The organism is Gordonibacter sp. Marseille-P4307 (assembly GCF_900604965.1).
Lineage (GTDB): Bacteria > Actinomycetota > Coriobacteriia > Coriobacteriales > Eggerthellaceae > Berryella.
In genome coordinates, this window is sequence record NZ_UWPD01000001.1 from 1,078,399 (window position 1) to 1,100,278 (window position 21,880).

21 protein-coding genes are annotated in these 21,880 nt (G+C 63.1%); 18 read left to right on the plus strand and 3 right to left on the minus strand.

Going from position 1 to position 21,880, the window contains the following annotated elements; genetic code table 11:
- Positions 1-5 precede the first annotated feature (5 nt).
- Positions 6-848, plus strand: coding sequence for a pseudouridine synthase (locus tag EIH26_RS04835; RefSeq protein WP_124061137.1), 843 nt, complete (start codon positions 6-8; stop codon positions 846-848).
- Positions 849-930: 82 nt separating this feature from the next.
- Here the strand turns inward: EIH26_RS04835 and EIH26_RS04840 are convergent, their stop codons facing one another.
- On the minus strand, positions 931-2,457 hold the full coding sequence (locus EIH26_RS04840; RefSeq protein ID WP_124061138.1) for a flavocytochrome c: 1,527 nt from the start codon (positions 2,455-2,457) through the stop codon (positions 931-933).
- A 312-nt stretch (positions 2,458-2,769) separates the two neighbouring features.
- On the opposite strand from EIH26_RS04840, the gene EIH26_RS04845 reads away from it, so the two are divergent.
- From EIH26_RS04845 to EIH26_RS04885, 9 genes are all read left to right on the plus strand, one after another.
- A complete protein-coding gene (locus EIH26_RS04845) occupies positions 2,770-3,690 on the plus strand; it encodes a LysR family transcriptional regulator (protein WP_206424671.1) in 921 nt (306 codons plus the stop codon).
- A 103-nt stretch (positions 3,691-3,793) separates the two neighbouring features.
- Entirely contained in the window at positions 3,794-5,197 is a 1,404-nt protein-coding gene (locus tag EIH26_RS04850; RefSeq protein ID WP_124061140.1) for a 3-phosphoshikimate 1-carboxyvinyltransferase, read from the plus strand.
- Positions 5,194-5,868, plus strand: coding sequence for a (d)CMP kinase (cmk, locus tag EIH26_RS04855; RefSeq protein WP_124061141.1), 675 nt, complete (start codon positions 5,194-5,196; stop codon positions 5,866-5,868). The genes EIH26_RS04850 and cmk overlap by 4 nt, the downstream gene beginning before the upstream one ends.
- The gene (locus tag EIH26_RS04860; protein ID WP_124061142.1) at positions 5,869-6,765 is read left to right on the plus strand and encodes a 1-acyl-sn-glycerol-3-phosphate acyltransferase; all 897 of its coding nucleotides are present in this window, start codon (positions 5,869-5,871) and stop codon (positions 6,763-6,765) included.
- A 1-nt stretch (position 6,766) separates the two neighbouring features.
- Positions 6,767-7,606, plus strand: coding sequence for a 4-hydroxy-3-methylbut-2-enyl diphosphate reductase (gene ispH, locus EIH26_RS04865; RefSeq protein WP_124061143.1), 840 nt, complete (start codon positions 6,767-6,769; stop codon positions 7,604-7,606).
- On the plus strand, positions 7,603-9,084 hold the full coding sequence (locus EIH26_RS04870) for a DUF512 domain-containing protein (protein ID WP_241152762.1): 1,482 nt from the start codon (positions 7,603-7,605) through the stop codon (positions 9,082-9,084). Before ispH ends, EIH26_RS04870 begins: the two co-directional genes overlap by 4 nt.
- A gap of 22 nt (positions 9,085-9,106) precedes the next feature.
- Positions 9,107-10,429, plus strand: a complete 1,323-nt coding sequence (gene der / locus EIH26_RS04875) for a ribosome biogenesis GTPase Der (RefSeq protein ID WP_124061144.1) — start codon at positions 9,107-9,109, stop codon at positions 10,427-10,429.
- Positions 10,430-10,433: 4 nt separating this feature from the next.
- The gene (gene plsY / locus EIH26_RS04880; RefSeq protein WP_124061145.1) at positions 10,434-11,084 is read left to right on the plus strand and encodes a glycerol-3-phosphate 1-O-acyltransferase PlsY; all 651 of its coding nucleotides are present in this window, start codon (positions 10,434-10,436) and stop codon (positions 11,082-11,084) included.
- A 15-nt stretch (positions 11,085-11,099) separates the two neighbouring features.
- Positions 11,100-12,101, plus strand: coding sequence for an NAD(P)H-dependent glycerol-3-phosphate dehydrogenase (locus EIH26_RS04885; protein ID WP_124061146.1), 1,002 nt, complete (start codon positions 11,100-11,102; stop codon positions 12,099-12,101).
- Positions 12,102-12,134: 33 nt separating this feature from the next.
- Here EIH26_RS04885 and EIH26_RS04890 read toward each other — a convergent pair whose 3' ends face one another.
- Positions 12,135-12,650: a methylated-DNA--[protein]-cysteine S-methyltransferase gene (locus EIH26_RS04890; RefSeq protein ID WP_124061147.1), complete on the minus strand. Its 516-nt coding sequence runs from the start codon at positions 12,648-12,650 to the stop codon at positions 12,135-12,137.
- Positions 12,651-12,780: 130 nt separating this feature from the next.
- Between EIH26_RS04890 and rpe the strand changes: the two genes are divergently transcribed.
- Genes rpe through EIH26_RS04915 form a run of 5 tightly spaced genes read left to right on the plus strand, consistent with a single transcriptional unit; the run spans position 12,781 to position 17,085 of the window.
- A complete protein-coding gene (rpe, locus tag EIH26_RS04895; RefSeq protein WP_124061148.1) occupies positions 12,781-13,479 on the plus strand; it encodes a ribulose-phosphate 3-epimerase in 699 nt (232 codons plus the stop codon).
- A 5-nt stretch (positions 13,480-13,484) separates the two neighbouring features.
- Complete coding sequence (locus EIH26_RS04900) at positions 13,485-14,693, plus strand: cysteine desulfurase family protein (protein WP_124061149.1); 1,209 nt, start codon at positions 13,485-13,487, stop codon at positions 14,691-14,693.
- Positions 14,690-15,511 (plus strand): histidinol-phosphatase, encoded by an 822-nt coding sequence (locus EIH26_RS04905; RefSeq protein ID WP_124061150.1) that lies wholly within the window; start codon positions 14,690-14,692, stop codon positions 15,509-15,511. Before EIH26_RS04900 ends, EIH26_RS04905 begins: the two co-directional genes overlap by 4 nt.
- Complete coding sequence (locus tag EIH26_RS04910; protein WP_124061151.1) at positions 15,508-16,344, plus strand: Nif3-like dinuclear metal center hexameric protein; 837 nt, start codon at positions 15,508-15,510, stop codon at positions 16,342-16,344. The genes EIH26_RS04905 and EIH26_RS04910 overlap by 4 nt, the downstream gene beginning before the upstream one ends.
- Before the next feature lie 18 nt (positions 16,345-16,362).
- Positions 16,363-17,085, plus strand: a complete 723-nt coding sequence (locus tag EIH26_RS04915; RefSeq protein WP_124061152.1) for a zinc ribbon domain-containing protein — start codon at positions 16,363-16,365, stop codon at positions 17,083-17,085.
- An 89-nt stretch (positions 17,086-17,174) separates the two neighbouring features.
- Here EIH26_RS04915 and rpmB read toward each other — a convergent pair whose 3' ends face one another.
- Positions 17,175-17,366: a 50S ribosomal protein L28 gene (rpmB, locus tag EIH26_RS04920; protein WP_124061153.1), complete on the minus strand. Its 192-nt coding sequence runs from the start codon at positions 17,364-17,366 to the stop codon at positions 17,175-17,177.
- A gap of 222 nt (positions 17,367-17,588) precedes the next feature.
- Between rpmB and EIH26_RS04925 the strand changes: the two genes are divergently transcribed.
- From EIH26_RS04925 to EIH26_RS04935, 3 genes are read left to right on the plus strand one after another with little or no spacing between them, the layout of a single operon-like run.
- Positions 17,589-17,936: an Asp23/Gls24 family envelope stress response protein gene (locus EIH26_RS04925; protein ID WP_039688704.1), complete on the plus strand. Its 348-nt coding sequence runs from the start codon at positions 17,589-17,591 to the stop codon at positions 17,934-17,936.
- A 57-nt stretch (positions 17,937-17,993) separates the two neighbouring features.
- On the plus strand, positions 17,994-19,634 hold the full coding sequence (locus EIH26_RS04930) for a DAK2 domain-containing protein (RefSeq protein WP_124061154.1): 1,641 nt from the start codon (positions 17,994-17,996) through the stop codon (positions 19,632-19,634).
- A gap of 28 nt (positions 19,635-19,662) precedes the next feature.
- Entirely contained in the window at positions 19,663-21,879 is a 2,217-nt protein-coding gene (locus EIH26_RS04935; protein ID WP_241152763.1) for an ATP-dependent DNA helicase RecG, read from the plus strand.
- Position 21,880 lies beyond the last annotated feature (1 nt).

A 21,880-nucleotide genomic window follows, 5' to 3' on the forward strand; every position in this document is an offset into this window, starting at 1 on the left:
TGCCTATGACCGAACCGGATAACAGAACGGTCCCCCTTCGCCTTCAGAAGTTCCTCGCCCGTGCAGGGGTCGCTTCCCGGCGCGGATCGGAAAACCTCATGACGGCGGGCCGGGTGACCGTGAACGGTGTCGTCGTCACCGAGCTGGGCAGCAAGGTCGATCCGCGTATAGATCAGGTTCGCGTGGACGGCGTTCCCGTTGCGCTTTCGGCGGGTCCGATAACCGTTATGCTGCATAAGCCGGCCGGCGTGATAACCACCATGAAAGACGCGCGCGGGCGCGCCTGCGTGGCCGATTTGGTTCCGGCGGACCGATACCCGGGTCTGTTCCCCATCGGTCGTCTCGACGCCGATACCACCGGGCTGCTTTTGTTCTCCACCGATGGAGAGCTGGGAAACGGGCTTTTGCATCCCCGCCATCACGTGCCCAAGCGCTATATCGCGCTGGTGGAGGGATCCTTGTCTAAGGGCGATCTTGAGGCGCTGCGCAACGGGGTGGAGCTTGACGACGGCCTGACCCGCCCGGCGCGGGTAGATGTGTTGCCCGATCCTCGATCGGCGATCGAGCGATTCGATCTGATGCTGCCCTCGAAGCTGGCGAAGAGCGCGAGGATGCGCCGGGAGTGGAAAGCCAAGGAGCGCGCCTTCGATTTTTCGGCGGTGCGGCTTGAGATTCGCGAAGGACGCTATCATCAGGTAAAGCGCATGCTCGAAGCGGTGAGTCACCCCGTGGTGGCCCTGCATCGCGACGCGTTCGGCCCGATAGAGCTTGGAGATCTTCCCCGGGGCTTATGGCGCGTGCTGGACGAAGACGAGGTGTCCGCGCTCAACGAAGCGCGTTGCGACTGATAGCCCGGCGCCCCCGATCTTGACTTGCTCGGGGGCGCCGGAGCTCTCGCGTTCCTCCCGCTTTCGGAAGAGGGATCGGTTCCTATGCGGATTCCTTCGCGATCTGCTGGCCGGCGATGCGGCCGAACACCACGCAGTCGGTGATGGCGCAGCTTCCCAGCCGTACCGCTCCGTGCGTGCCGCCCGTGATCTCGCCCGCGGCGTACAGACCGGGAACAGGCTCGCTATCCTGGTTGAGCACCTGCGACTTCATGTTCGTCACCAGGCCGCCCATGGTGTGATGAACCTTGGGCCACAGCTTCGATACGTAGAACGGGGGTTCCTTGATACCCGTTGCGCCTTCCTGGATGAGGGCGCCGAAGTCCTCGTCTTTTCCGGCGGCCACGAATCCGTTCCAACGCTCCACCTCCGCGAGGAAGGCGTCTTTGGGCATGTTGAAGGCGGCGGCCAGCTCTTCGAGCGTTTGATAGGATGTGATGACGCCCGCTTCGGCACCGCCCTTCATAATACGCTCGACCACGCGCTTTTCGCAGGTGGGCGCATCGCCGATCACGAGGGTGGTGTGGTTGAGCTCGAGCATCTTGTCGGCACGCACCTTGCGGTCTCCGGTTTCCTTCACGAAGCGCTTCCCAGTTTCGGGGTCGACCATGATGCCGCATCCCACCAACCGTTCGCAGAACTGCGGGCAGTAGCCGAAGCCGTCTTCGTCGGGACTGGTCCACGGACCAAGCTGGATCCAGTCCATATGGACGTCCATGGCCTTGTGCTTCAGCGCCTCGCGCAGCGCCTCGCCAGTTGCGCCTTCGTGGTTGGTGCTGGTAAGCGCATCGGTCAGGCGCGGCTCGTGGATCTGGCGCATGGCAACGTCGTTGGAGAATCCGCCGGCTGCCAGCACGACGCCCTTCTTCGCCTTCACGAAGTAGGTCGACCCGCTGTCCTCGTTGCCCAGCTTGTAGCCCTTTCGGCACTCTGCGCCGACGATGCGCCCGGAGTCGTCTTCGACCAAGCGAACGAGCTTGGTGCTCAGGGTCGGTTTCACACCCAGTTCGTCGAGGCGGGCAATCTCCGCCTTGACGATATCGGCGCCCATGGCGTTCGACGTGGTGTTGGTTCGGGGAACGGAGTGACCGCCGTGGAAGTTCAGTTTGGTGAATTCGACGCCGAGGCCCGTGCACCATTCCACTGCGCCCGCGGAGTTCTCAACGAGGATCTTCACCTTGTCAACATGGTTGTAGTACTTGCCGGTGACCAGCATGTCCTTCTGCATCAGCTCGAAGGAGTCCTCGACGCCCGCCGCCTTTTGGAGAGGGGTGCCCACAGCGGCCATATCGCCGCCGTTGATGGAGGAGTTTCCACCGTATGAGGACATCTTGTCGATCACCACGACATCGCATCCTGCTTCTTTGGCCTCGATCGCCGCAGCCAGGCCGGCAAAGCCGGTCCCGACCACCACTACGTCGGACTCGACATCCCACTTGATGTCGGAGGCTTTCGAGCCCGCAGCGCTTTTTGACGCGCTGGGAGAGCACGCCGCCAAAGCCCCTCCTCCGATGAGCGCGACACCGGCTGCGCCCGCGGCCTTCAGGAAGTCCCTTCTTTCAACAGACATGGTTCCCCTTTCTCGCATGTATGTGTGCAATCCTATATTTCCCCTGTTCAGATCGCACTAACGATACGATTATTCTACTGGTTTGGAGAAAGTGAAGGGAAGCAATGGAAATTTGATGAAGGGTAACTTATTGTTTAGGGTGACCGCGGCCGAAAGCGGCTGCGCGGCGAAAAGCTTCGGCGAGATGATGCTCCGTCTTCGGGCAGGGTGATCGGAAAGGCGCCGAAGCCCGTATCGATCGTTCGTTTTGCTACTATGTCTTCAAGCAAACAAGCGGGGCAGGGTGCGATAACGGCGATAAGCGAGGAATCCGTGCTCAATATCGAGATCAGGCAGCTCGAGTACTTCACCGCTGCGGCGAGGATGGGAAGCTATGCCCGGGCCGCCAAGCACCTGTTCGTCTCGCCCCAGGCTATCTCGAAAAGCGTCCAGGTGCTCGAATCGCATCTGGGGGTGAACCTGTTCGACCGCAATTCCAACGGCATCGCGCTTACCGATTTCGGGAAACTGTTCTACGAGAAATCCCTTGCGGTGATCGAAGAGCTGGAGGAGTTACAGCGCGAGGCTGAGTGCCATGTGGCCGATTGCGTGTCGATCGTATCGGTGGGCATCCATTCCCTGTGCTTCAAGGAGAACGGCGGATCGATCGCCCGCAGCGATCTTCTGGGCTTTTCATCTCGGTACCCCGACGTGGATTTCAGGTTCATGGAGATGTCGGGAGACGCCATCGTGGAATCCATCGCGGCTGATAACCTCGATTTTGCGATAACCGTACCGCCCGATAACCTGAGCCGCGATTACGAGTCCGTCGAGCTCAAGATGTTTCCGATTGCAGCCATCGTTCCGCGTGAACGGGGAGTGCGCCTTCCCGAAAGTCTCACGGTTCCCCAGCTGTCGGGCCGCAGTCTGGTGTCGCTGTCCGGCGAGCGCGAATTGAACAAGGTGTTCATCGATCAGGCCGAGGCTCAGGGCGATCGCATCGCGGTGTCGTCGCTCCAGATCGCTCCGAACAGCGATATCGAGTTCATCACCGAATGCAGGGCGTACTCCATCCGGCCTCTTCAGCATGCGCTGCGCACCGTGACATGCTTGCTGGTGGGCGTGGTTCCCGTTGTGGACGATAGGAACGAGGCGATCTCCATTCCGCTGTACCTGTTTTGGAAGAAGGGGAGGCGCCTTGCACCTGTGGAACGCTCTTTGCTCGACCGTATCATCTCGCTGTACCGACGTTGATCGCGTGCAGGGGGCCGAGTGTGCGCAGACGGCGCGGTGCGGGTAGTAGAATGGCGCATGGATAAGTTGGTTGTGTTCGGTTTGATCGGGGGCGCGGGCGGATATGGTGCGAAGCGGACCGCTGCGAGGATGCGTGCGCGTTCCCGGAGATAAGAGCATCGCGCACAGAGCCCTGCTCATGGCCGCCTCGGCGGAGGGCGTTTCTTGCATCGAGGGCCTTCCCGCGTCGGACGACGTGCTTGCCACCGCGTCTGCGATCGAGAGCCTGGGCGCGCGGGTGCGCGTCGCGGGCTTTCCTTCCTTCAAGGAGTTTCGCCGCCGTCTCGGTCTCGACGCCCCGGGCATCGACGGCAATGCGGGTTCGCGCCGAAGCGTTCCCCTGTTTTCCTTCGACGTGCTTGTCGAAGGGTGGGGAGCCTTCGGCCCTCGAACTCCCGTCGGGCCGATCGACTGCGGCAACTCGGGAACCACCGCTCGGCTCCTCATGGGCATTCTTGCCCCGTGGCCTGTGGAAGCGCTGGTCACAGGGGACGATTCGCTTCGCCGACGCCCCATGGGGCGCGTTGCGGATCCGCTTTTCGCCATGGGAGCTTCGATTGCGCCATCTGAACGCGCGGCAGGGAAGGGCGACGCCTCGAAGGTTGCGCTGCCGCTTCTCTTCAAGGGGTCGCCGAACCTCAAGGGCATAGCGTGGGATTCGCCCGTTTCGTCGGCTCAGGTGAAAAGCGCCGTGATCCTGGCGGGCTCCCAAGCGCTCGGCACCACTTCGTTTTCAGAACCTTCTCCCTCGCGCGATCACACCGAACGCATGCTTCCCCTGTTCGGAGTCGAGGTGCGTACAGTCGAGGGCCGCTTGGTCGTCGAAGGGCTCCGCCGCCTGCGCGCCGCCAACGTCTCTGTTCCGGGGGATCCCTCTTCGGCGGCGTTTCCCGTGGCTGCGGCGGTCCTGTCCGAAGGAAGCCGCGTGCGCGTGGAGGGTGCGGGGCTCAATCCGGGGAGGGTCGCGTATCTGGACGTGCTGGGGCGCATGGGCGCGCGCGTGGCTGCGCGCGCTTCGGGGGACGGATCGCCAGAGCCCGTAGGAACCATCGAGGCGGCCTTCACCCCCTCCCTCGCGCCGGTGGAAACCCCGCCCGAGCTTTCGGCTTCCATCATCGACGAGGTTCCGGTGCTGGCCCTCGTCGCGTCGCGGGCTTCGGGGGACTCGGTGTTCAGGTCGGTGGCCGAGCTGCGGAACAAGGAGTCCGACCGGCTGGAGGGCATAGTCGATCTCCTGGCGCTTTTGGGTGCAACCGCATATGCGGTCGGCGACGACCTGGTCGTTGAGGGCTGCGGCGGGTGGAGGGCTTCGGAGGTTCGCTCCTTCGACCCGCGGGGCGATCATCGTCTTGCCATGGCGGCGCTGGCGGCGCAGGCGGCGGGGGCCCCAATCTCGGTGGCCGATACGGAATGCATTAAGGTAAGCTATCCTGGTTTTCTCATCGATATGGAAAGGCTGATATCATGATCGTTGCCATAGACGGCCCCTCGGGAGCCGGTAAATCTACGGTTTCCAAGCTCGTTGCGAAAGAGCTGGGTTTTTCGTGCCTCGATACCGGGGCCATGTACCGCTGCGTCGCATGGAGGGCTCTTCGGGAAGGGGCCTCGCTCGAGGATGCCGAGGCGCTGGGCGCGATAGCCCGGGCATGCCGGATTTCGTTCGCGCACGACGAAGGGGCGGTGGATGCCCGCGCCGTGTTGGTGGATGGGTGCGATGTTACCGATGCGATCAGGACCGCCGAGATCGATCGGGCGGTCAGCAAGGTGTCGGCCGTACCGGCAGTGCGCACCTCGCTGGTTGAGCGCCAACGCGTCATCGGGCGCGCGGGCAACTACGTGGTGGAGGGCCGCGATATCGGCACGGTGGTGTTCGCCGACGCCGAGGCGAAGGTGTTCCTCACGGCCAGCGACGAACAGCGGGCGCGCCGACGCGTCGCCCAGAACGCCGCGCGCGGTATCGGATCCACCGACTTCGAGACGGTGCTCGCCGACATCGTTGCGCGCGACGAGCGCGATTCGGCCCGCGCCGCCTCTCCGCTTGCGGCTGCCGACGATGCGATGATCATCGATTCTACCGGCCTGTCCCAGGACGAGGTAGTGGCCCGTATCTGCGATCTCGTGCGCGAACGGATGCGCTAGATGCCCGCCGGCAAGAATGCGGGCACCGACGCGCCGCGCGGATACGAGCGCTTCTGGGACATGCCCTTCGGCGGCGTGTCCGAAGATCGCCATATCCCCAAGGGGGTGGCCACGGTCATCATCGTGGTGGTTGCCGCTTTGAGCAAACTGCTGTTTCGCTATCGCGTCGATCACCGCGAGCGCCTCGTCGCCCTTGCGCGGGACAGCGGCGTGGTGGTGGTGTCGAACCACACCTCGTTTATGGACGTGGTGTTTTTGTTCCTGTCGGCCTGGCCGGCGATCTGGCCGCGCTTCATCGCGCGCGACACGCTGTTTGCGGGCAAGCCTCGCGTGTTCGGCTGGGCCCTGTCTCGCCTGGGCGTGATACCCATCAAGCGCGATTCGGCCGACCGCACCGCCATCAGGCGCGCTTCGACATCGTTGAAGAACCGTGAGACGATCGTCATCCTCCCCGAAGGTACGCGACGGGGGAAGAGCGACCGCACGCCCGAGGTGCACGGAGGCGCGGCGCTTATCGCCCGTATGGGCAGGGCACCCATCCTTCCCATGACCGTGCGCGATGCGGAGCACATTAAGCAGAAGGGCCGCTTTGTGCGGTTCCCGCGCATCACAACCGAGTACGGTCAGCCCGTTTTGCTGGAGGATTTCGACTTCCTGCCCAAGGATCAAAGGCTTGACGGGTGCGTGTGGTACGCGATGCGCGAGTGCTTCGCGCTCAGCCGACGCTGCTCTCCCGAAGAGGTCGATATGGTCGAGCTCTTTCCGAATGGTTACGATTTCACTCCTGTTTTTGCCGCCCATCCCATTCCTCGCCATACTGCTGAGGAGGTAGCCGCCGAGACGGCGCGCAAGCGCGCGGAGGAGGTTTCGGCGTCGGCGGAGAAAGGCGCGAGCTAACATGAAGGTGGTACGGGCGAAGCACGCCGGCGCGTGTTACGGGGTTCAGCGCGCGCTCGATCTTGCCCTTAAAAGCGTGGAGGACGGAGGGCGCGCCTATACGCTGGGACCGCTCATCCATAACCCCCAGGTGGTGGAGAAACTGTCCGATCGGGGCGTAACCGAGGTGTCCGCCATCGAGGACGCGATGCGCGGCTCTTCGGTGGTCATTCGCAGTCACGGCGTTACGCCCCAGGTCATGCGTGCGGTTGTTGCGGCGGGAAACACCGTGGTCGATGCGACGTGCCCCCATGTCGCGCGGGCTCAGAAGGCGGCGGCCGATATGGCGCGCCGATTGGGCAGCGTGGTGGTCGTGGGAGAGGCGGGGCATCCCGAGGTCGAGGGCATCGTCGCCTGCGCGCGTGAGAGCACCGAGCGCGTCTATGCCGTCACCTCGCCTGACGAGGTGCCCGCAGACATCGAGGCGCCGGTGGGCGTGGTGGTCCAGACCACTCAGCAGAAAGACAGGCTCGATGCGATCGTGTCTCATCTGCGCGCCCTCGGCATCGAGCCCGAGGTGAAAAACACCATCTGTTTCGCCACTTCGCAGCGCCAGGATGCGGCGGCGGACCTGTCTGACCAGGTCGATGCCATCGTGGTTATCGGCGGGCGCAACTCGTCGAACACCACGCGCCTGTTCGATATCTGCAAGGCCCAATGCGAGCGTACCTTCCACATCGAATCGGTGGCCGAATTGGACGAGTCGTGGTTTTCCGGAGTGGGCACGGTGGGCGTGACCGCTGGCGCATCCACTCCGGAAGACCAGATCGCCGCTGTCGTTTCCCGTTTGGAGCGCATGTGACCATCGCTCCTTTGAAAGGTTCGTCCCTCTCGTATCCGGGCGCCGATATCGAGCGCGCGGCGGGAAGCTCCGAGGGCGGCGTCGGCGCCTGCGCGGTTGCGCCCGCCGTGCTGGCAGCTTCGCGCTGCGCCACTCATGCCCTCATCGCCTCTGTGCATCCGGGCTCTCCGGCAGACGACGCGGGGTTCACTCCGGGATGCTATTTCACGTCGGTCGACGGGCATCCGCTGCGCGATGTCATCGATTGGCGTTGGCTGTCGGGTGATTTCTCGATCGAAGTGGGATACATCGATACCGATGGCGACGAGGGGTCGGTGGAGCTCGAACGCGATCTGGGCGAAGACTGGGGGGTCGAATTCGACGGACTGGTGTTCGACGATGTCATCCAGTGCCGCAACGCCTGCACGTTCTGCTTCATGCATCAGCTCCCCAAAGACATGCGTCGCTCGCTGTACCTGCGCGACGACGACTACCGCCTCAGTTTTCTGGTGGGAACCTTCGTTACCCTCACGAACCTCGGAGAGGCCGACGAGGCTCGAATCATCGAGCAGCGCATCACGCCTTTGCACGTTTCACTGCAGGCCACCAGTCCCGAGGTGCGCCGCGCGATCATCGGCAGACGGGCCCAGCACGGCCTCGAAGCGTTCGATCGGCTGCTTGCCGCAGGTATCGAGGCGCACGTGCAGATCGTGTTGGTGCCGGGGGCCAACGACGGCGACGAGCTGTCCGCTTCGCTGGAGTGGGCCTGGGCGCGCCCCGGCATCCTCAGCGTGGGCATCGTGCCCTTGGGCTACACGCGCTTCCAAAAGCGCTTCGAGCACAGCTTCGACGATCCCGTTTCGTCGGGAAGGCTGCTCGAGCAGATCGAGCCGTTTCAGCGGCGGGCCCTGTCCGAACGGGGGGTGCCCTGGGTGCATGCCGCTGACGAGTTCTACAGCAACGCCTACGGAGCCGATCTTATCGACAGGCTGCCGCCAAGCGAGCACTACGGCGACTTCGGCTTGTTCGAGGACGGGATCGGCATCATCCGCTCGTTTCTTGACGATTGGTCTCGGGCGTTGGCCGAGGGAGCGGTGCAGCGTTGCGCCGCCGCGCTGAGCGCCGCAGGGAAAAGGGCGTATCTCGTCGCAGGGACCGCGCAACGGCACTTCCTCACTCCCAGCATCGAGGAAAGCTGTCTGCGCGGCCTGCTCGAGCCGCTCTACGTCGAAAACGAGTACTTCGGCGGCAATGTGAACGTCACGGGGCTGCTTGTGGGCGCCGATGTGGGAGCCGCCATCCACCGCGTCTCCGGCGAACGAGGCGGGCGCGATGCGATCTACCTCGTTCCCCGCGTCATGTTCAACGACGACCTGATCATGCTCGATGATAAGCGTCTGGAGGATGTGGAGGCGATCGCGGGGGTCGAAGTTAACATGGTATCCTGTTCACCGTTTGATTATCTGCGCGAGCTGACGGCCTTGGCCGAGCGCTCATAGACATAGAGAAGGAAAATACCATATGAGCCTGCCGCTTGTAGCCGTGGTCGGCCGACCCAACGTCGGCAAATCCACATTCGTCAACCGCGTCGCCCAGGCCGACGAGGCCATCGTCCACTCCATGCGCGGGGTAACCCGCGACCGCTCGTATCACGAATCCGAATGGAACGGCGTGAGGTTCACGCTGGTCGATACGGGTGGCATCGAGATGGGGGACGAGGACAATTTTCAGGCCTCCATCCGTCATCAGGCCTTCGTTGCTGCCGAGCAGGCCGATGCGATCGTGTTTCTGGTTGACGGCAAGACGGGCATCAACGCCGACGATGCCGAGGTGGCCCGCATCCTGCGTAAAACCGACAAGCCGGTCTTTCTGGTGGTGAACAAGCTCGACACGCCGGGGCGCACCGACGAGATCTGGGAGTTCTACCAGTTGGGTATAGGGGATCCCTGGCCGGTTTCGGCGGTTCACGGGCACGGGACGGGCGATCTGCTCGACGAGGTCGTCGTTGCCCTCGAGAAGGCTTCGGCCGATCGCGAACTGTCGGGCACGCTGGATGCGGGCGTGAACGTCGCCATCATCGGTCGGCCGAACGCGGGCAAGTCCTCGCTTACCAACAAGCTTACCGGCAACGACCGCTCCATCGTTTCCGACGTCGCGGGAACCACGCGCGATGCGATCGATACCTACATCGAGCACGAGGGGAGAGCCTACACCATCGTCGATACCGCCGGTCTGCGCCGTAAAAGCCAGATCGACGAAGATGTCGAGTACTACGGGTTCGTCCGTGCCATGCGCGCCATCGACCGCGCCGACGTGGCGCTGCTCGTCATCGACGGAACGCTGGGCCTTACCGATCAGGATCAGCGCGTCGCGCGCTTCGCCGCCGACCGCGGGTGCGCCATGGTTATCGTGCTGAACAAGTGGGATATCGTCGAGGGGCCCGAGGCCAAGGCCGAGGTGCGCGAACGCATCCAGGATCGCCTCATGTTCGTCGGCTACGCTCCGGTGGTGGCTATCTCCGCGCTTACCGGCAAGAACATTCAGCGCATCTGGGACGCCATCGACACGTCGTACGCCAATTTCCAGAAAACCATCCCCACCAATCAGCTGAACACCTGGTTGCAGGATATCCGCGAGTTCGGGCACACCGTTTCGCACGGCAAGGCCATGCTGCGCATGAAGTACGTGACCCAGACCGGGACGTGCCCACCGGCGTTCACCTTCTTTGCGAACCGTCCTGACCTTGTGGACGATAACTACGAGCGCTACCTCGAAAACCGCCTGAGAGAGCACTTCGACCTCGAAGGGACGCCCATTCGCATGAAGTTCAAGAAGAAGGACTAGGCGCATGTTCGCAACCGCCATCGCATCCGTCTTTTTGGTTTCGTTCCTTTTAGGGTCGATACCCTGGGGGGTCATCGTTTCGCGTCTGTTCTTCCACACCGATGTGCGCCAGCACGGAAGCGGCAACATCGGAGCCACGAACGCACTGCGCACGCTGGGTAAGAAGGGTGGCGCGGCCGTGTTCGCCCTCGATGTCGCCAAAGGTCTGCTCAGCGGGGCGGTGGTCGGACTCGTTTCGGCGATGCTGCCCTCGCAGACCCCGCTTTCCACGGTCGAGCTGCAGGTCTTATCCGCCATGGCGTTTCTCGCATGCACGTGGGGCCACATCTTCAGTCCATGGCTTGGCTTCAAGGGCGGCAAGGGAATCGCCGTCGCATTCGGGTGCATGATGGTGGCGTTCGGACCCGTGCCGGGGCTCATCGAGTTGACGGCGTTCGTCGTCGTCGTGGCGGTTTTGCGCTACGTGTCGCTGGGCTCTATCGTGGCGGCATTGCTGTGCCCGGTTACGGCCGCCTTCGTGTTCTGGCCCAATGCCTGGGCCATCGTTTTGTGCTCGCTGGCCGCCGCCACAGTGGTATGGGCGCACCGCGCCAACATCGAACGGTTGCGCGCTCACGCCGAATCGAAGCTGGGAAGCGCAAGCGAAGACCGATAGGGAAGAGGAGCGCCCATGACGATAGCGGTAATCGGAGCAGGATCGTGGGGAACGGCGCTGGCCCAGGTCCTTGCGAAAAACGGAAGCCAGGTCTTTCTGTGGGCGCGCCGCGAGTCGGTCGCCCGATCCATCGATTCGTCTCACCGCAATCCCGACTATCTGTCGTCGGTCGAGCTGTCGACTTCCATTCGCGCGTCGTCCGATCTCGAAGAGGTCGTTCGCGCGGCCGAGGCGGTTGTGCTGGTTACGCCTTCCAAGGTCATGCGCTCGATGGCCTGCGAGCTTTCCCGTCTGGTCGGATCGAGCGTTCCTGTGGTCGTCTGCTTCAAAGGCGTTGAAGAGAACACGGGCTGTTTGCCCCTCGAGGTGCTCGAACAGGAGATGGGCAACGCGGGCCGCTTCGCCGTCCTGTCGGGTCCGAACCACGCCGAGGAGGTGGCTGTTGGAATCCCGGCGGGCACCGTTGTGGCTTCTGCCTGCGCCGAAACGGCCGATGCGTTTCAGCGGCTGTTCTCGGTCCCGCAGTTTCGCGTGTACACCAGCTCCGATGCGGTGGGCGTCGAGCTATGCGCCGCCGCCAAGAACGTGATCGCCATCGCCGTGGGCCTGTCTTACGGCATGGGGTACGGAGACAACACCGCTTCCATGCTCATTACGCGCGGTATGGCCGAGATGAGCCGCTTGGTCTCGAAGGCTGCGGGCGACCCCCTCACCTGCATGGGGCTTGCCGGGGCGGGAGACCTTATCGCCACCTGCATGTCGCGTCATTCGCGCAACCGCCGTTTCGGCGAGGCGTTCGCGCGGGGTACGACGCTCGATCGGTTCCACGAAGAGACCCATATGGTGGTCGAGGGCGCACTGGCCTGTAAGAACCTTTCGGTGCTCGAGCAGCGCTACGGTATCGAGCTGCCCATTACCGATGTCGTGCGCGGTTTGATATGGGAAGGTCTTACCATCGACGAGGCGCGCGACGCGCTGAACGCGCGCTCTCTCAAACCCGAGTTCTACGGAATCTAGGTTCTTGCGCGCGGGTATCCGCACCGATCCCTTTTATAGGCGGAGGTTTTCGCATCGGATTCGATCTGCAGACGGAGCCCGTTGGGCCGTCTTCTGCTCGAAGGCAAGAAGTCCTCGTCTCACCTGGGTTGATCTATCGTGGCCGAACGGCTCGCGGTTCTTGCCGACCACGCGGTGCGTGGGTACGATCAGCGGGAGGGGGCAGCTTTTCACGGCGGTTCCCACCGACCGATGCGATCCCGGTTTTCCGATAAGGCGGGCCAGCTGTTCGCAGGTGCGCTCCTCGCCGTAGGGGATCGAGAGGATTTCGGTCCAAACCGTGCGCTGAAACGCGCTGCCCCTTAGCGAGAGGCGCACGTCGAAAGAGCGCCTTTTTCCCGCGAAGTACTCTTGGATCTCGGTTGCGGCCCGGTTGGTGAGGATCGAGGGAGCGTTTCTGCCGAGAAGCGGCACCGCTCCGAACGCAAGCGCGGTCAGCCCCTTGTCGTCGGCGGCGATGGTCAGCGGGCCGTGAGGCATGGGGTAGGTGCACCAGTTCGACCGTTCCATGCATCCCTCCTTCCGGGTTAAGCGCTTGCTTTAGTTTAACAGTACGTTCTCATGCCGTTGAGCGTCTGCGTCCGCCGAATCGTTGCGTTAGAATGGTGATTCGCGATAATCCAGTTGGGAAAGGTCGAGCATGTTTCAGCCTCTGCGGGTCGCCCCGTCGATTCTATCGGCGGATTTCATGAACCTATCTGCCGATATCGAGCTTGTCGAGCGCGCTGGCGCGGGGTTCGTCCACGTCGATGTGATGGATGGCCACTTCGTCCCGAACCTGACGATGGGCGTTCCGGTGGTCAAACAGCTCAAGCGCTGCGCCCGCATCCCCCTCGACGTGCACCTCATGGTGTCCAACCCGCTCGAACAGCTTCCGTGGTTTATCGAGGCGGGAAGCGATATCCTCACCGTTCACGCCGAAGCGCTCGATGAAGGCGAGCTGGTGGAAGCGGTCGACCTCATTCGGTCGGCGGGTGCGCGGGCGTGCGTGTCGCTGAAGCCGAACACGCCCGCTTCGGCGCTTGCACCCGTTATCGATCGGCTGGACATGGCGCTTGTCATGAGCGTCGAACCCGGCTTTTCGGGGCAGAGCTACATCGAGGGTAGCGAAAACAAGGTCGCTCGTATCGTCGAGCAAGCGCGAGGTGCGGGCAACGAAGGCCTGCTTATCGAAGTGGACGGCGGTATATCCGTATCGACGGTCGAGCGCGTCGCGGCGGCGGGCGCCGATGTGATGGTGTGCGGGAACGCCTTCTTCAAGGCGGCCGATCCCGCAGGCGAGCTGAAGCGCATATGCGATTTGGGGAATGCCGCGCGCCGCGCGGCGCAGGAGGCTTAAAAGACATGGCTGTTACCGTTTCAGAGAACTACGTGTACCTCGACTGGGCCGCAACCACTCCGCTCTGCGAGGAGTCCGTTCTTGCCATGCAGCCCTACCTGGTTCCCGGAAAGGCGAACGTCGCCCTCAACGCCAACGCCAACTCCCTGCATGCGCCCGGTCGCGCGGCTTTCGAGGCGCTCGAGCGCGCCCGCCGCTCGTTTGCTTGCGACATCAACGCCGCCCGACCGAACGAGATCGTCTTCACGGGCGGCGCAACCGAGGCCGACAACACCGCGATCATCGGATTGGCCCAGGCTGTTACGGCCGAGCGGAACCGCAGTCGGCAAGGCTCCTTCACGCCCCATATCGTGATCTCGTCTATCGAGCACGAGGCGGTGCTGTCTCCCGCGCATCGTTTGAAATCGCTGGGTTTCCGCGTCACGGAGATAGATCCGGATCGTTCGGGATTCATCCGCCCTGAAAAACTTGCCGCAGCCATGGGAGAGGATACGGTTCTCGTGTCCGTTCAGGCGGCGAACAGCGAGGTGGGAGCGCTTCAGCCTGTTGCCGAGCTGGCTCGCATCGCCCATGATCGCGGGGCTCTGTTCCACACCGATGCCGTGCAGGCGCTCGGAAAGGTTCGGTTCGACGTTCAGGAGCTGGGTATCGACGCCGCATCGTTTGCGGCGCACAAGATCTGCGGCCCCAAGGGGGTCGGCGCGCTGTACGTGCGCGCGCGCATCCCCTACCAGGATTATCTGCTGGGCGGCGGTCAAGAGGCGGGTCGGCGCAGCGGTACGCAGAATGTGATGGGTATCGCGGGGTTCGCCGCCGCATCGCGCACGGCTATCGAATCGCTTGCAGAAGAGAGCGCGCGGCAGCGCTCGCTGCGCGATCTCCTCTACGCTCGGCTTTCCTCCATTCCCGCCGTGTCGCCCACGGTTGCGGTTGAGCCGGGAAGCGAGGATTACCTTCCCAATGTCGTTCACGTGCTGGTCGAGGGATACGAGAGCGAGACGCTTGTCCTGCGCCTCGATATGAAGGGGTTCGGGGTATCGGGCGGCTCGGCCTGCTCGTCTCACTCCCTCGAACCCAGCCATGTGCTGAAATCCATGGGGATCGACTCCGATGCGGCCTACGGGGCCCTGCGCATTTCGTTTGGGCGCTTCACGACGGAGGCCGACATCGAAGGTTTCATCGTGGCACTCAGGGAGTGTCTGGACTGGCAATGAGGGAGCTCGTAGACACGCATACCCATACCGAGCTGTGCGGCCACGCAACGGGATCGGTGTTCGACCTGGTGGAAGCCGCTTGCGCACGCGGCGTATCCACGCTGGGCATCACCGAGCACTACCCGCTTTCCCCCGTATTCGACCCCAACGGCGATTCGGCCATGCCTGCTTCCGAGCTTTCGCCGTACTTGGAATCGATCGAACGTGCGCGCCTCGAGCATCGCGGGATCGAGATCCTTGCCGGATGCGAGTTCGACTGGTTGGGAGAAGCGGACGATCGGGGCATCCAGGCGGCCGATCTGGAGCGATTCGAGCTCGTGTGCGCATCGGTTCATTTCATCGGAACCTGGCCGATCGATCATCCCGAACTCAGCATGGAGCGCTGGGGGATGCGCGATCAGGTCGATGGCATATGGCGCGACTACTTTGCTCGGTGGTGCGAAGCGGCGGCGTGCACCCGTTTCCCGTTCCATGTGATGTGCCACCCCGATCTGGTGAAGAAGTTCGGCATCTACCCGTCGTTTCGCATGGGTGCGCTCTACGACGATGCGGTGGATGCGGTGCTTGCCTCGGATCGCATGATCGAAGTGAACGCATCGGGCGCGTTCTGCCCGTGTGGCGAAGTGTATCCGGCTCCCGATTTGCTGAGGCGCTTCGCCTCGGCAGGCGTTCCCTGCACGGTGGGCTCTGACGCCCATTGTCCGGAAAACGTGGCGCGCGGCATCTCCGGGGCGATGAGATCGATGTACCAGGCGGGGTACCGTACGGTTACGGTTCCGACGCGCGACGGGGATCGACGGGAGGTCGAACTGGCATGAAAACCAATCTTATGAGGGAAGACCAGCTTTCGACGGCACTCACCGTGGGCGAGTTGGAGCGTAGGCTGCTCGAGCTGTACCCGCGCGAGGACGCCGAAACCTGGGACCGCACGGGACTGGTGGTGGGCGACCCCGACGAGCCGGTTGCTTCGGTTGCCATCGCGCTCGATCCCACGTACGCTGCGCTGTGCGCATGCCGCGAATTCGGAGCGAACGTTCTTATCACGCATCATCCCCTGTTCATCGACCCGCCGCAGAGTTTCGTCGCCTTCGGCAGCGGGGGCGATGCGGCCGGGGCGCGCGTGCATGCGGCTGCCCGCTGGAATGTGAGCTGCCTGTCGTTTCATACGACGCTCGACGTGAGCGCCGACGGGGCGCGCATGCTGCCGTGGATCCTCGATCTCGATTTCGATCGCATCGTCGTCCCTGCGGCGCGCGACGGTCGGCTCGGGTACGGCCAGTTGTGTTCCGTGCGCGATGACGATCTGGATCTTCGAGGTTTGGCGCTGCGCTGCAAACGGGTGTTCGGGCGCACTCCGCGCGTATGGGGCGATGCCGGCGCGCCCGTCGAGCGCGTGGTGTGCGCCACGGGGTCAGCCGGCAATGTGATCGAGGGCGCATTGTCGCAGGGCGCCGATTGTCTGGTGTGCGGCGAGGCTAGATACCACGACGCGCTTGACGCGCAGGAGCGGGGGCTTGCGCTGGTCGAGCTCGGGCACGACGTGAGCGAGCTGCCGTTTTGCGCGGTTCTCGCCAAGGCGGTCGCATCGGTGGGAGTCGATGCCGAATCGATCCATATCTACGATCAGAGTTCTAACTGGTTCACCGTATAGGTTTTGCAAGGGGGCGCTATGCAGCTGCGACACGAGGATATGAACAACCTTATGAGACTTCAGCGCGTCGATTTGGATATCGCGCGCTCTAAAAGGGAATTCGACGAGCTTCCCGCGCGCAAAGAGCTCGCATCGGTTCGGGCGAAGATCGCGCAGGTCGAGGAGAAGGCTCGCGCGTTGGCCTCCGCACAGCAGCAGCTCACCGAGTCCATCGCACAGCTCGAGGCCGAAGATGCGCGCCTTTCCGAAGATCAGGTCCTCGCCCAGGCGCGGATCGATACGGCGGGAACGGATTATCGCAGCATCGAGATCGATTCCAAGAAGCTGCGCTCCCTGAGTGAAAAGCGAGCGGCCTGCGAGAAGCGTCTCGAGAAGCTCTATGCCGATTCCGAGAAGGCCGCGGGTCTGCGCAGACAGATCGAAGAAGCCCGTGCCGCGCTCGCTTCGGAGGATCGCCGCCGCAGCGCGGCGCTCGAGACTGCACGTGTCGAGTATGGAAAAAAGGCCGATGTGCTGGCCGACCGGCGCGATGACCTTGCTTCGCGGCTGCCCGACGACGTGCTGAAGCGCTACACCGCATCGACTGCCCGCGGAGGCGGCGTGGGTGTGGGCGTGCTGAGCGAGGGGAAGTGCGGTTCGTGCAGAACGCCCCTCGAGCACGGCAAGCTCATCGAGCTGCGCGCCCATGCTCCCCTGGGTACGTGTCCGAACTGCGGACGCCTGCTCATCGTTGCCGATTAGCAGGCGTCGGGCGGGCAGCGTTCGATGAACGAGAAAAAGCCCCGCAGGATTGCGGGGCTCGAATGCCAAGAAGGGAGTTGGGTCGCGCCTTAAGCGCGCTCGACCTTGCCGGCTTTCATGCAGCTGGTGCACACGTTGGCCTTGCGAACGCGGCCCTTTGTGTCCCTGATAGTGATCTTCTGGATGTTGGGGCGGAACATGCGCCCGGTCACGCGATGAGAGTGGCTGATGCTGTGCCCGGCAACGGGGTGCTTACCGCAGATTTCGCAAACTTTAGACATATTGAATCAACTCCATGCTTGGCATTCCATTAACGAATGAAATGGTAATCGACAAACAGCCTTGGAAGTGTACCACAAATGTTTTCAAGGCCGCAAGGTTTTTTCCTGTATAGCCTTCCGCACCTGTGCGGCGCGCATCGTGGTTCGCGGGCTTTGGTCTATACTACCGTTGATCTGATCATAAAACGAGCGAAGAACGTCCGTCCATCGAAAGGACCGTATATGAGCACCGTTATTCCCGGAGAGCTCCACGTCGCCAACGACGTGCTTGCCGATATGGTGGGCCATGCGGCCGCCGAGTGCTACGGAGTCGTCGGTATGACCGCGCCCACCAACGTGCCCGGCATCGCCAAGATCCTTCCGACATCCCGCCTGCGCCGCGGCGTGGTCGTCGAGGCCGTCGAAGGGGGGATCCACGTCGATCTGTACGTGGTCATGGAATACGGAACCAACATCAACACCGTTTCTCAGAACCTGGTCGATCAGGTGTCCTTTGTGTTGAAGGAGTACGCGCGCGTTCCGCTGGCCGGCGTCGACGTGCACGTTCAGGGCGTTAAGGTCCGTAAGTAGGGAACAGGGTCGCGCGCCCCGCTTCGGGGTGCGGCATGCAAGGAGAATCGTCAACTTATGTCTGAATACACCGTCAACGATACGCTCAACGCCCTCGCGGCGGCGAGCAAGGGCCTTTCCGCGCGCAAAGACGAGATCAACCGACTCAACGTCTTTCCCGTGCCGGACGGGGACACCGGAACCAACATGTCGCTCACGCTCGAGTCGGTCATAGGAAACGTGGCCCGCGTTCCCATCGGGGCTCCGTCGGCCGACATCCGCAAGGCCGTCACCACCGGCGCGCTCATGGGCGCGCGCGGCAACTCGGGCGTCATCACCTCGCAGATCCTGCGCGGCTTGTGCGAAGGTTGCGCGGAGCGCTCGACGTTCGACGCCGCAACCCTCGACGCCGCGTTCGCCCGCGCCCAGGAAGTGGCGTTTCAAGCGGTTCGCAAGCCCGTCGAGGGGACCATCCTCACGGTGCTGCGCGACATCGCCTCGGCAGCCAGGCATGCGCACAAAAAGCGCTTCTCGATTGACGAGGCGCTTGATTTCGTGGTAACCGAGGCGTACGCCTCGGTTCAGCGCACGCCCGAATTCCTTCCCGTTCTGAAAGAGAACAACGTGGTCGATGCCGGCGGATACGGCCTGGCTATTTTGGTGGACGGCTTCGTTGCCGCGCTCAAGGGCAGGGAGGGGGAGCTCAAAGACGAGTTCGCGTTCGCGCGGACCGATGCTCCCAAGGTGGAGATCGAGCTCATCAACGACTGGGAGGGCTCGGAGTTCCGCTACTGCACGGAATTTCTCGTGCATTCCGATTCGGTCGATGTCGAGGCGGCTCGCGAGTTCCTTCCCACCATGGGAGACTGCGACCTTATGGTGGGCATGCATCCCAACTTCAAGGTGCATGTTCATTCCAATCGGCCCGACCAGGTGCTGCAGTGGTTCCTTACCCACGACTCCCAAATCTCGGAGGTCCACATCCATAACATGCAGCTGCAAAGCGCCGAGCGCGCCGACAAGCTTGCCTCTGAGCAGGCTTCTCGGGAAGCCGAGCGCAAACCTTACGGCTTCGTCGCCGTTGCAAGCGGCGAGGGCAACGCCAAGATCCTCAAGAGCCTGGGCGTCGATGTGGTGGTGTCGGGCGGCCAGACCATGAACCCGTCCACCAAAGATCTGCTCGACTCCATCGTTTCCATCAATGCGGACCATATCATCGTGCTGCCGAACAACTCGAATATCATCATGGCCGCTCAGAGTGCGTGCGAGCTGGCCGATATCCCGTGCGGCGTGGTACCCACCAAAACGGTCCCGCAGGCGTTTTCCTCCCTGTTCGGATTCAACGAGGGGTGCGATCTGGCAACCAATCTCGATTCCATGACCGAGGCCTTCGCCGACGTTAAGACGGGTGAGGTCACCCATGCGGTGAAGGACTCGCGAGACGCGCACGGCAACCCCATTTCCGCAGGCGACGTCATCGGCATCGCCGATGGATCCATCGAGGCCGTGGGCTCCGATATCAACCAGGTCGTCATGGCCTTGCTCGAGGTTATGGAGGCCGAAGACGCCGATACCCTCACGCTTCTTTCGGGTCAGGATTTTAGCGACGATCAGGCTCAGGCGCTGGTCGCGCTTATCGAGGGAAGGTACGAGGATATCGAGATCGAGTCGCATCGCGGAGAGCAGCCGCTGTATCCGGTCGTCTTCTCCGTCGAATAGCGGCTCCGAAACAGGCGCGGGAGGTTCGGTGGCGGACGGATCCAAGCAGTCCAAGACCGTGCGGGACGCCCCGCGCGATCGGCTGGAGGCCACGATGGCCTTGGATGCCGATGTGTCGGCCGTGCGTCTCGTCAGCCCCGCGCGGGCTGCGGTCCTGCACAAGCTCGGAGTGCGTACCGTTCGCGATCTGCTCGAGCATTTCCCGCGTCGCTACGTCGATCTATCCAGCCTCCAGACGATCGCCCGGGCGACCATCGGCGAGAACTGCACGGTGAACGGGCTCGTGCACGAGGTCAAGCTCAAGCGTCCGCGCCGAAACCTCTCTCTGGTCGAGATATCGCTTGTAGACCAGACCGGCGTGCTGATGGTCACGGTGTTTCGCCAGCCTTGGCTGGCCGATCAGATCAAACCGGGCTCGACGGTCGCGGTAGCGGGCAAAGTCGAGTTCAACTACGGGTTCAAGCGCATGACCAATCCGTTCATCGAGCTGCTTGGGGATGCGGGGGATAGGGCGGGAGGACTGGTGATCCCGATCCATCCCGCCACCGACGGGCTTTCGACCGCTTGGGTTCGCCGCCTGGTGAAAAACGCCTTGCAGCACACGGCGGGCATGCTTGATCCGCTTCCGCTCGAGTTGCGCGCGCGCCGAGGCCTCATGAGCCGCGGGCGCGCTTTCAGTGCGATCCATTTTCCTCGTTCGATGGATGAACAAGCCGCGGCACGGTATCGCCTCGCCTACGAAGAGGTGCTGTTTCTCCAGTTGCAGCTCATGCGCGACGAGTCGCTGAGCCGAGAGGGCCGCACCCCCGTCTCGCATTGCGTGGACGGAGGGCATCTCTCCGAACTCGAGGCGGCGATTCCGTTCGAGCTGTCCGCCGAGCAGCGAGGCGCGGTGGGCGAGATCCTTTCGGTTCTTGCGGCTCCGAAACCTGCGAACCACATGCTTTTAGGCGATGTGGGAACGGGAAAGACGGTGGTGGCGGCCCACGCCCTGGCTGTGGTAGCCGATTCGGGAACCCAGGCCGCGCTTATGGCCCCCACCGAGATCCTTGCCCGCCAGCATGCGGCAACGCTCGGCCCGCTTTTCGATCGTGCCGGCGTGATCTGGGATGTTCTAACCGGTTCGACTCCTGCCGACGAACGTGCGCTTCTGCTCGAGCGCGTGGCTGCCGGAGTGGTTGACGTGCTTATCGGAACCCATGCGCTCATCGAGGATGCGGTGCGGTTCAAAGATCTTTCGCTTGCGGTTATCGACGAGCAGCAGCGCTTCGGTGTCGATCAGCGGGCGAAGTTGGTGGGGAAGGGGGGCTGTCCCGACGCTCTGTTCCTCACGGCCACTCCCATCCCGCGTACGTTGGCGCTTGCTCTGTACGGGGGAATGACCCTGTCGTATCTGCGGGGACGACCCGCCGGGGCCGCGCCTCGCTCGACACGGGTCCTTACCAAAGACGCTCGCGGCATCGCCTACGACGCGGCCAAGGAGGCGCTTGCCCGCAACGAGCAGGTCTATGTGGTGTGCCCTCTGGTGGGCTCGCGGGCTCTAAACGGGGAGAGACCCATCGACGGGGGAGTCGATGCCGAACCGGAGTGCATCTATGCATCCATCAGCATCGAGTCCGATGACGACCTGTGCGAGGCGGATCTTTCGTCGGCGGAAGGCGAAGCGGCGTTTCTCCAGGCTAAGGTGTTTACCGATCATGTGGTCGAATTGGTGCACGGAAAGATGCCGGCGCAACGAAAACAGGAGGTCATGGATCGATTTCGATCGGGGCAGACCCAGGTGCTCGTAGCTACGACGGTGATCGAAGTGGGGGTCGATGTCCCGTGCGCGACGATCATGATCGTCGAGGACGCCGATCGGTTCGGTCTGGCCCAGCTGCACCAGCTTCGCGGGCGGGTGGGCCGCGGGGGTTTGCCGGCGCAGGTGTTTTTGGTATCGTCTTCGCGCTCTGAAGAGGCTCTCTTGCGCCTAGCCGCCATGGAGGGCACCGATGATGGATTCGAGCTGGCTTCGTTCGATCTGTCGCTGCGCCGCGAGGGGGATATCCTCGGCAACCGCCAGCATGGGGCTTCGGGCCTCAAGCTAGTGAACGTGGTGCGCGATGCTGCTCTCATCGAGGCCGCTCACGAGGATGCGCGCGCCATCGTTGAGGTCGATCCACTGCTCGAAGGGCAAGACGTGCGCGCTGTCGCACGAGAAGCGCGGCTGTCGTTCGGCCGATCAACCGAGTTCCAAGGAGGATAGC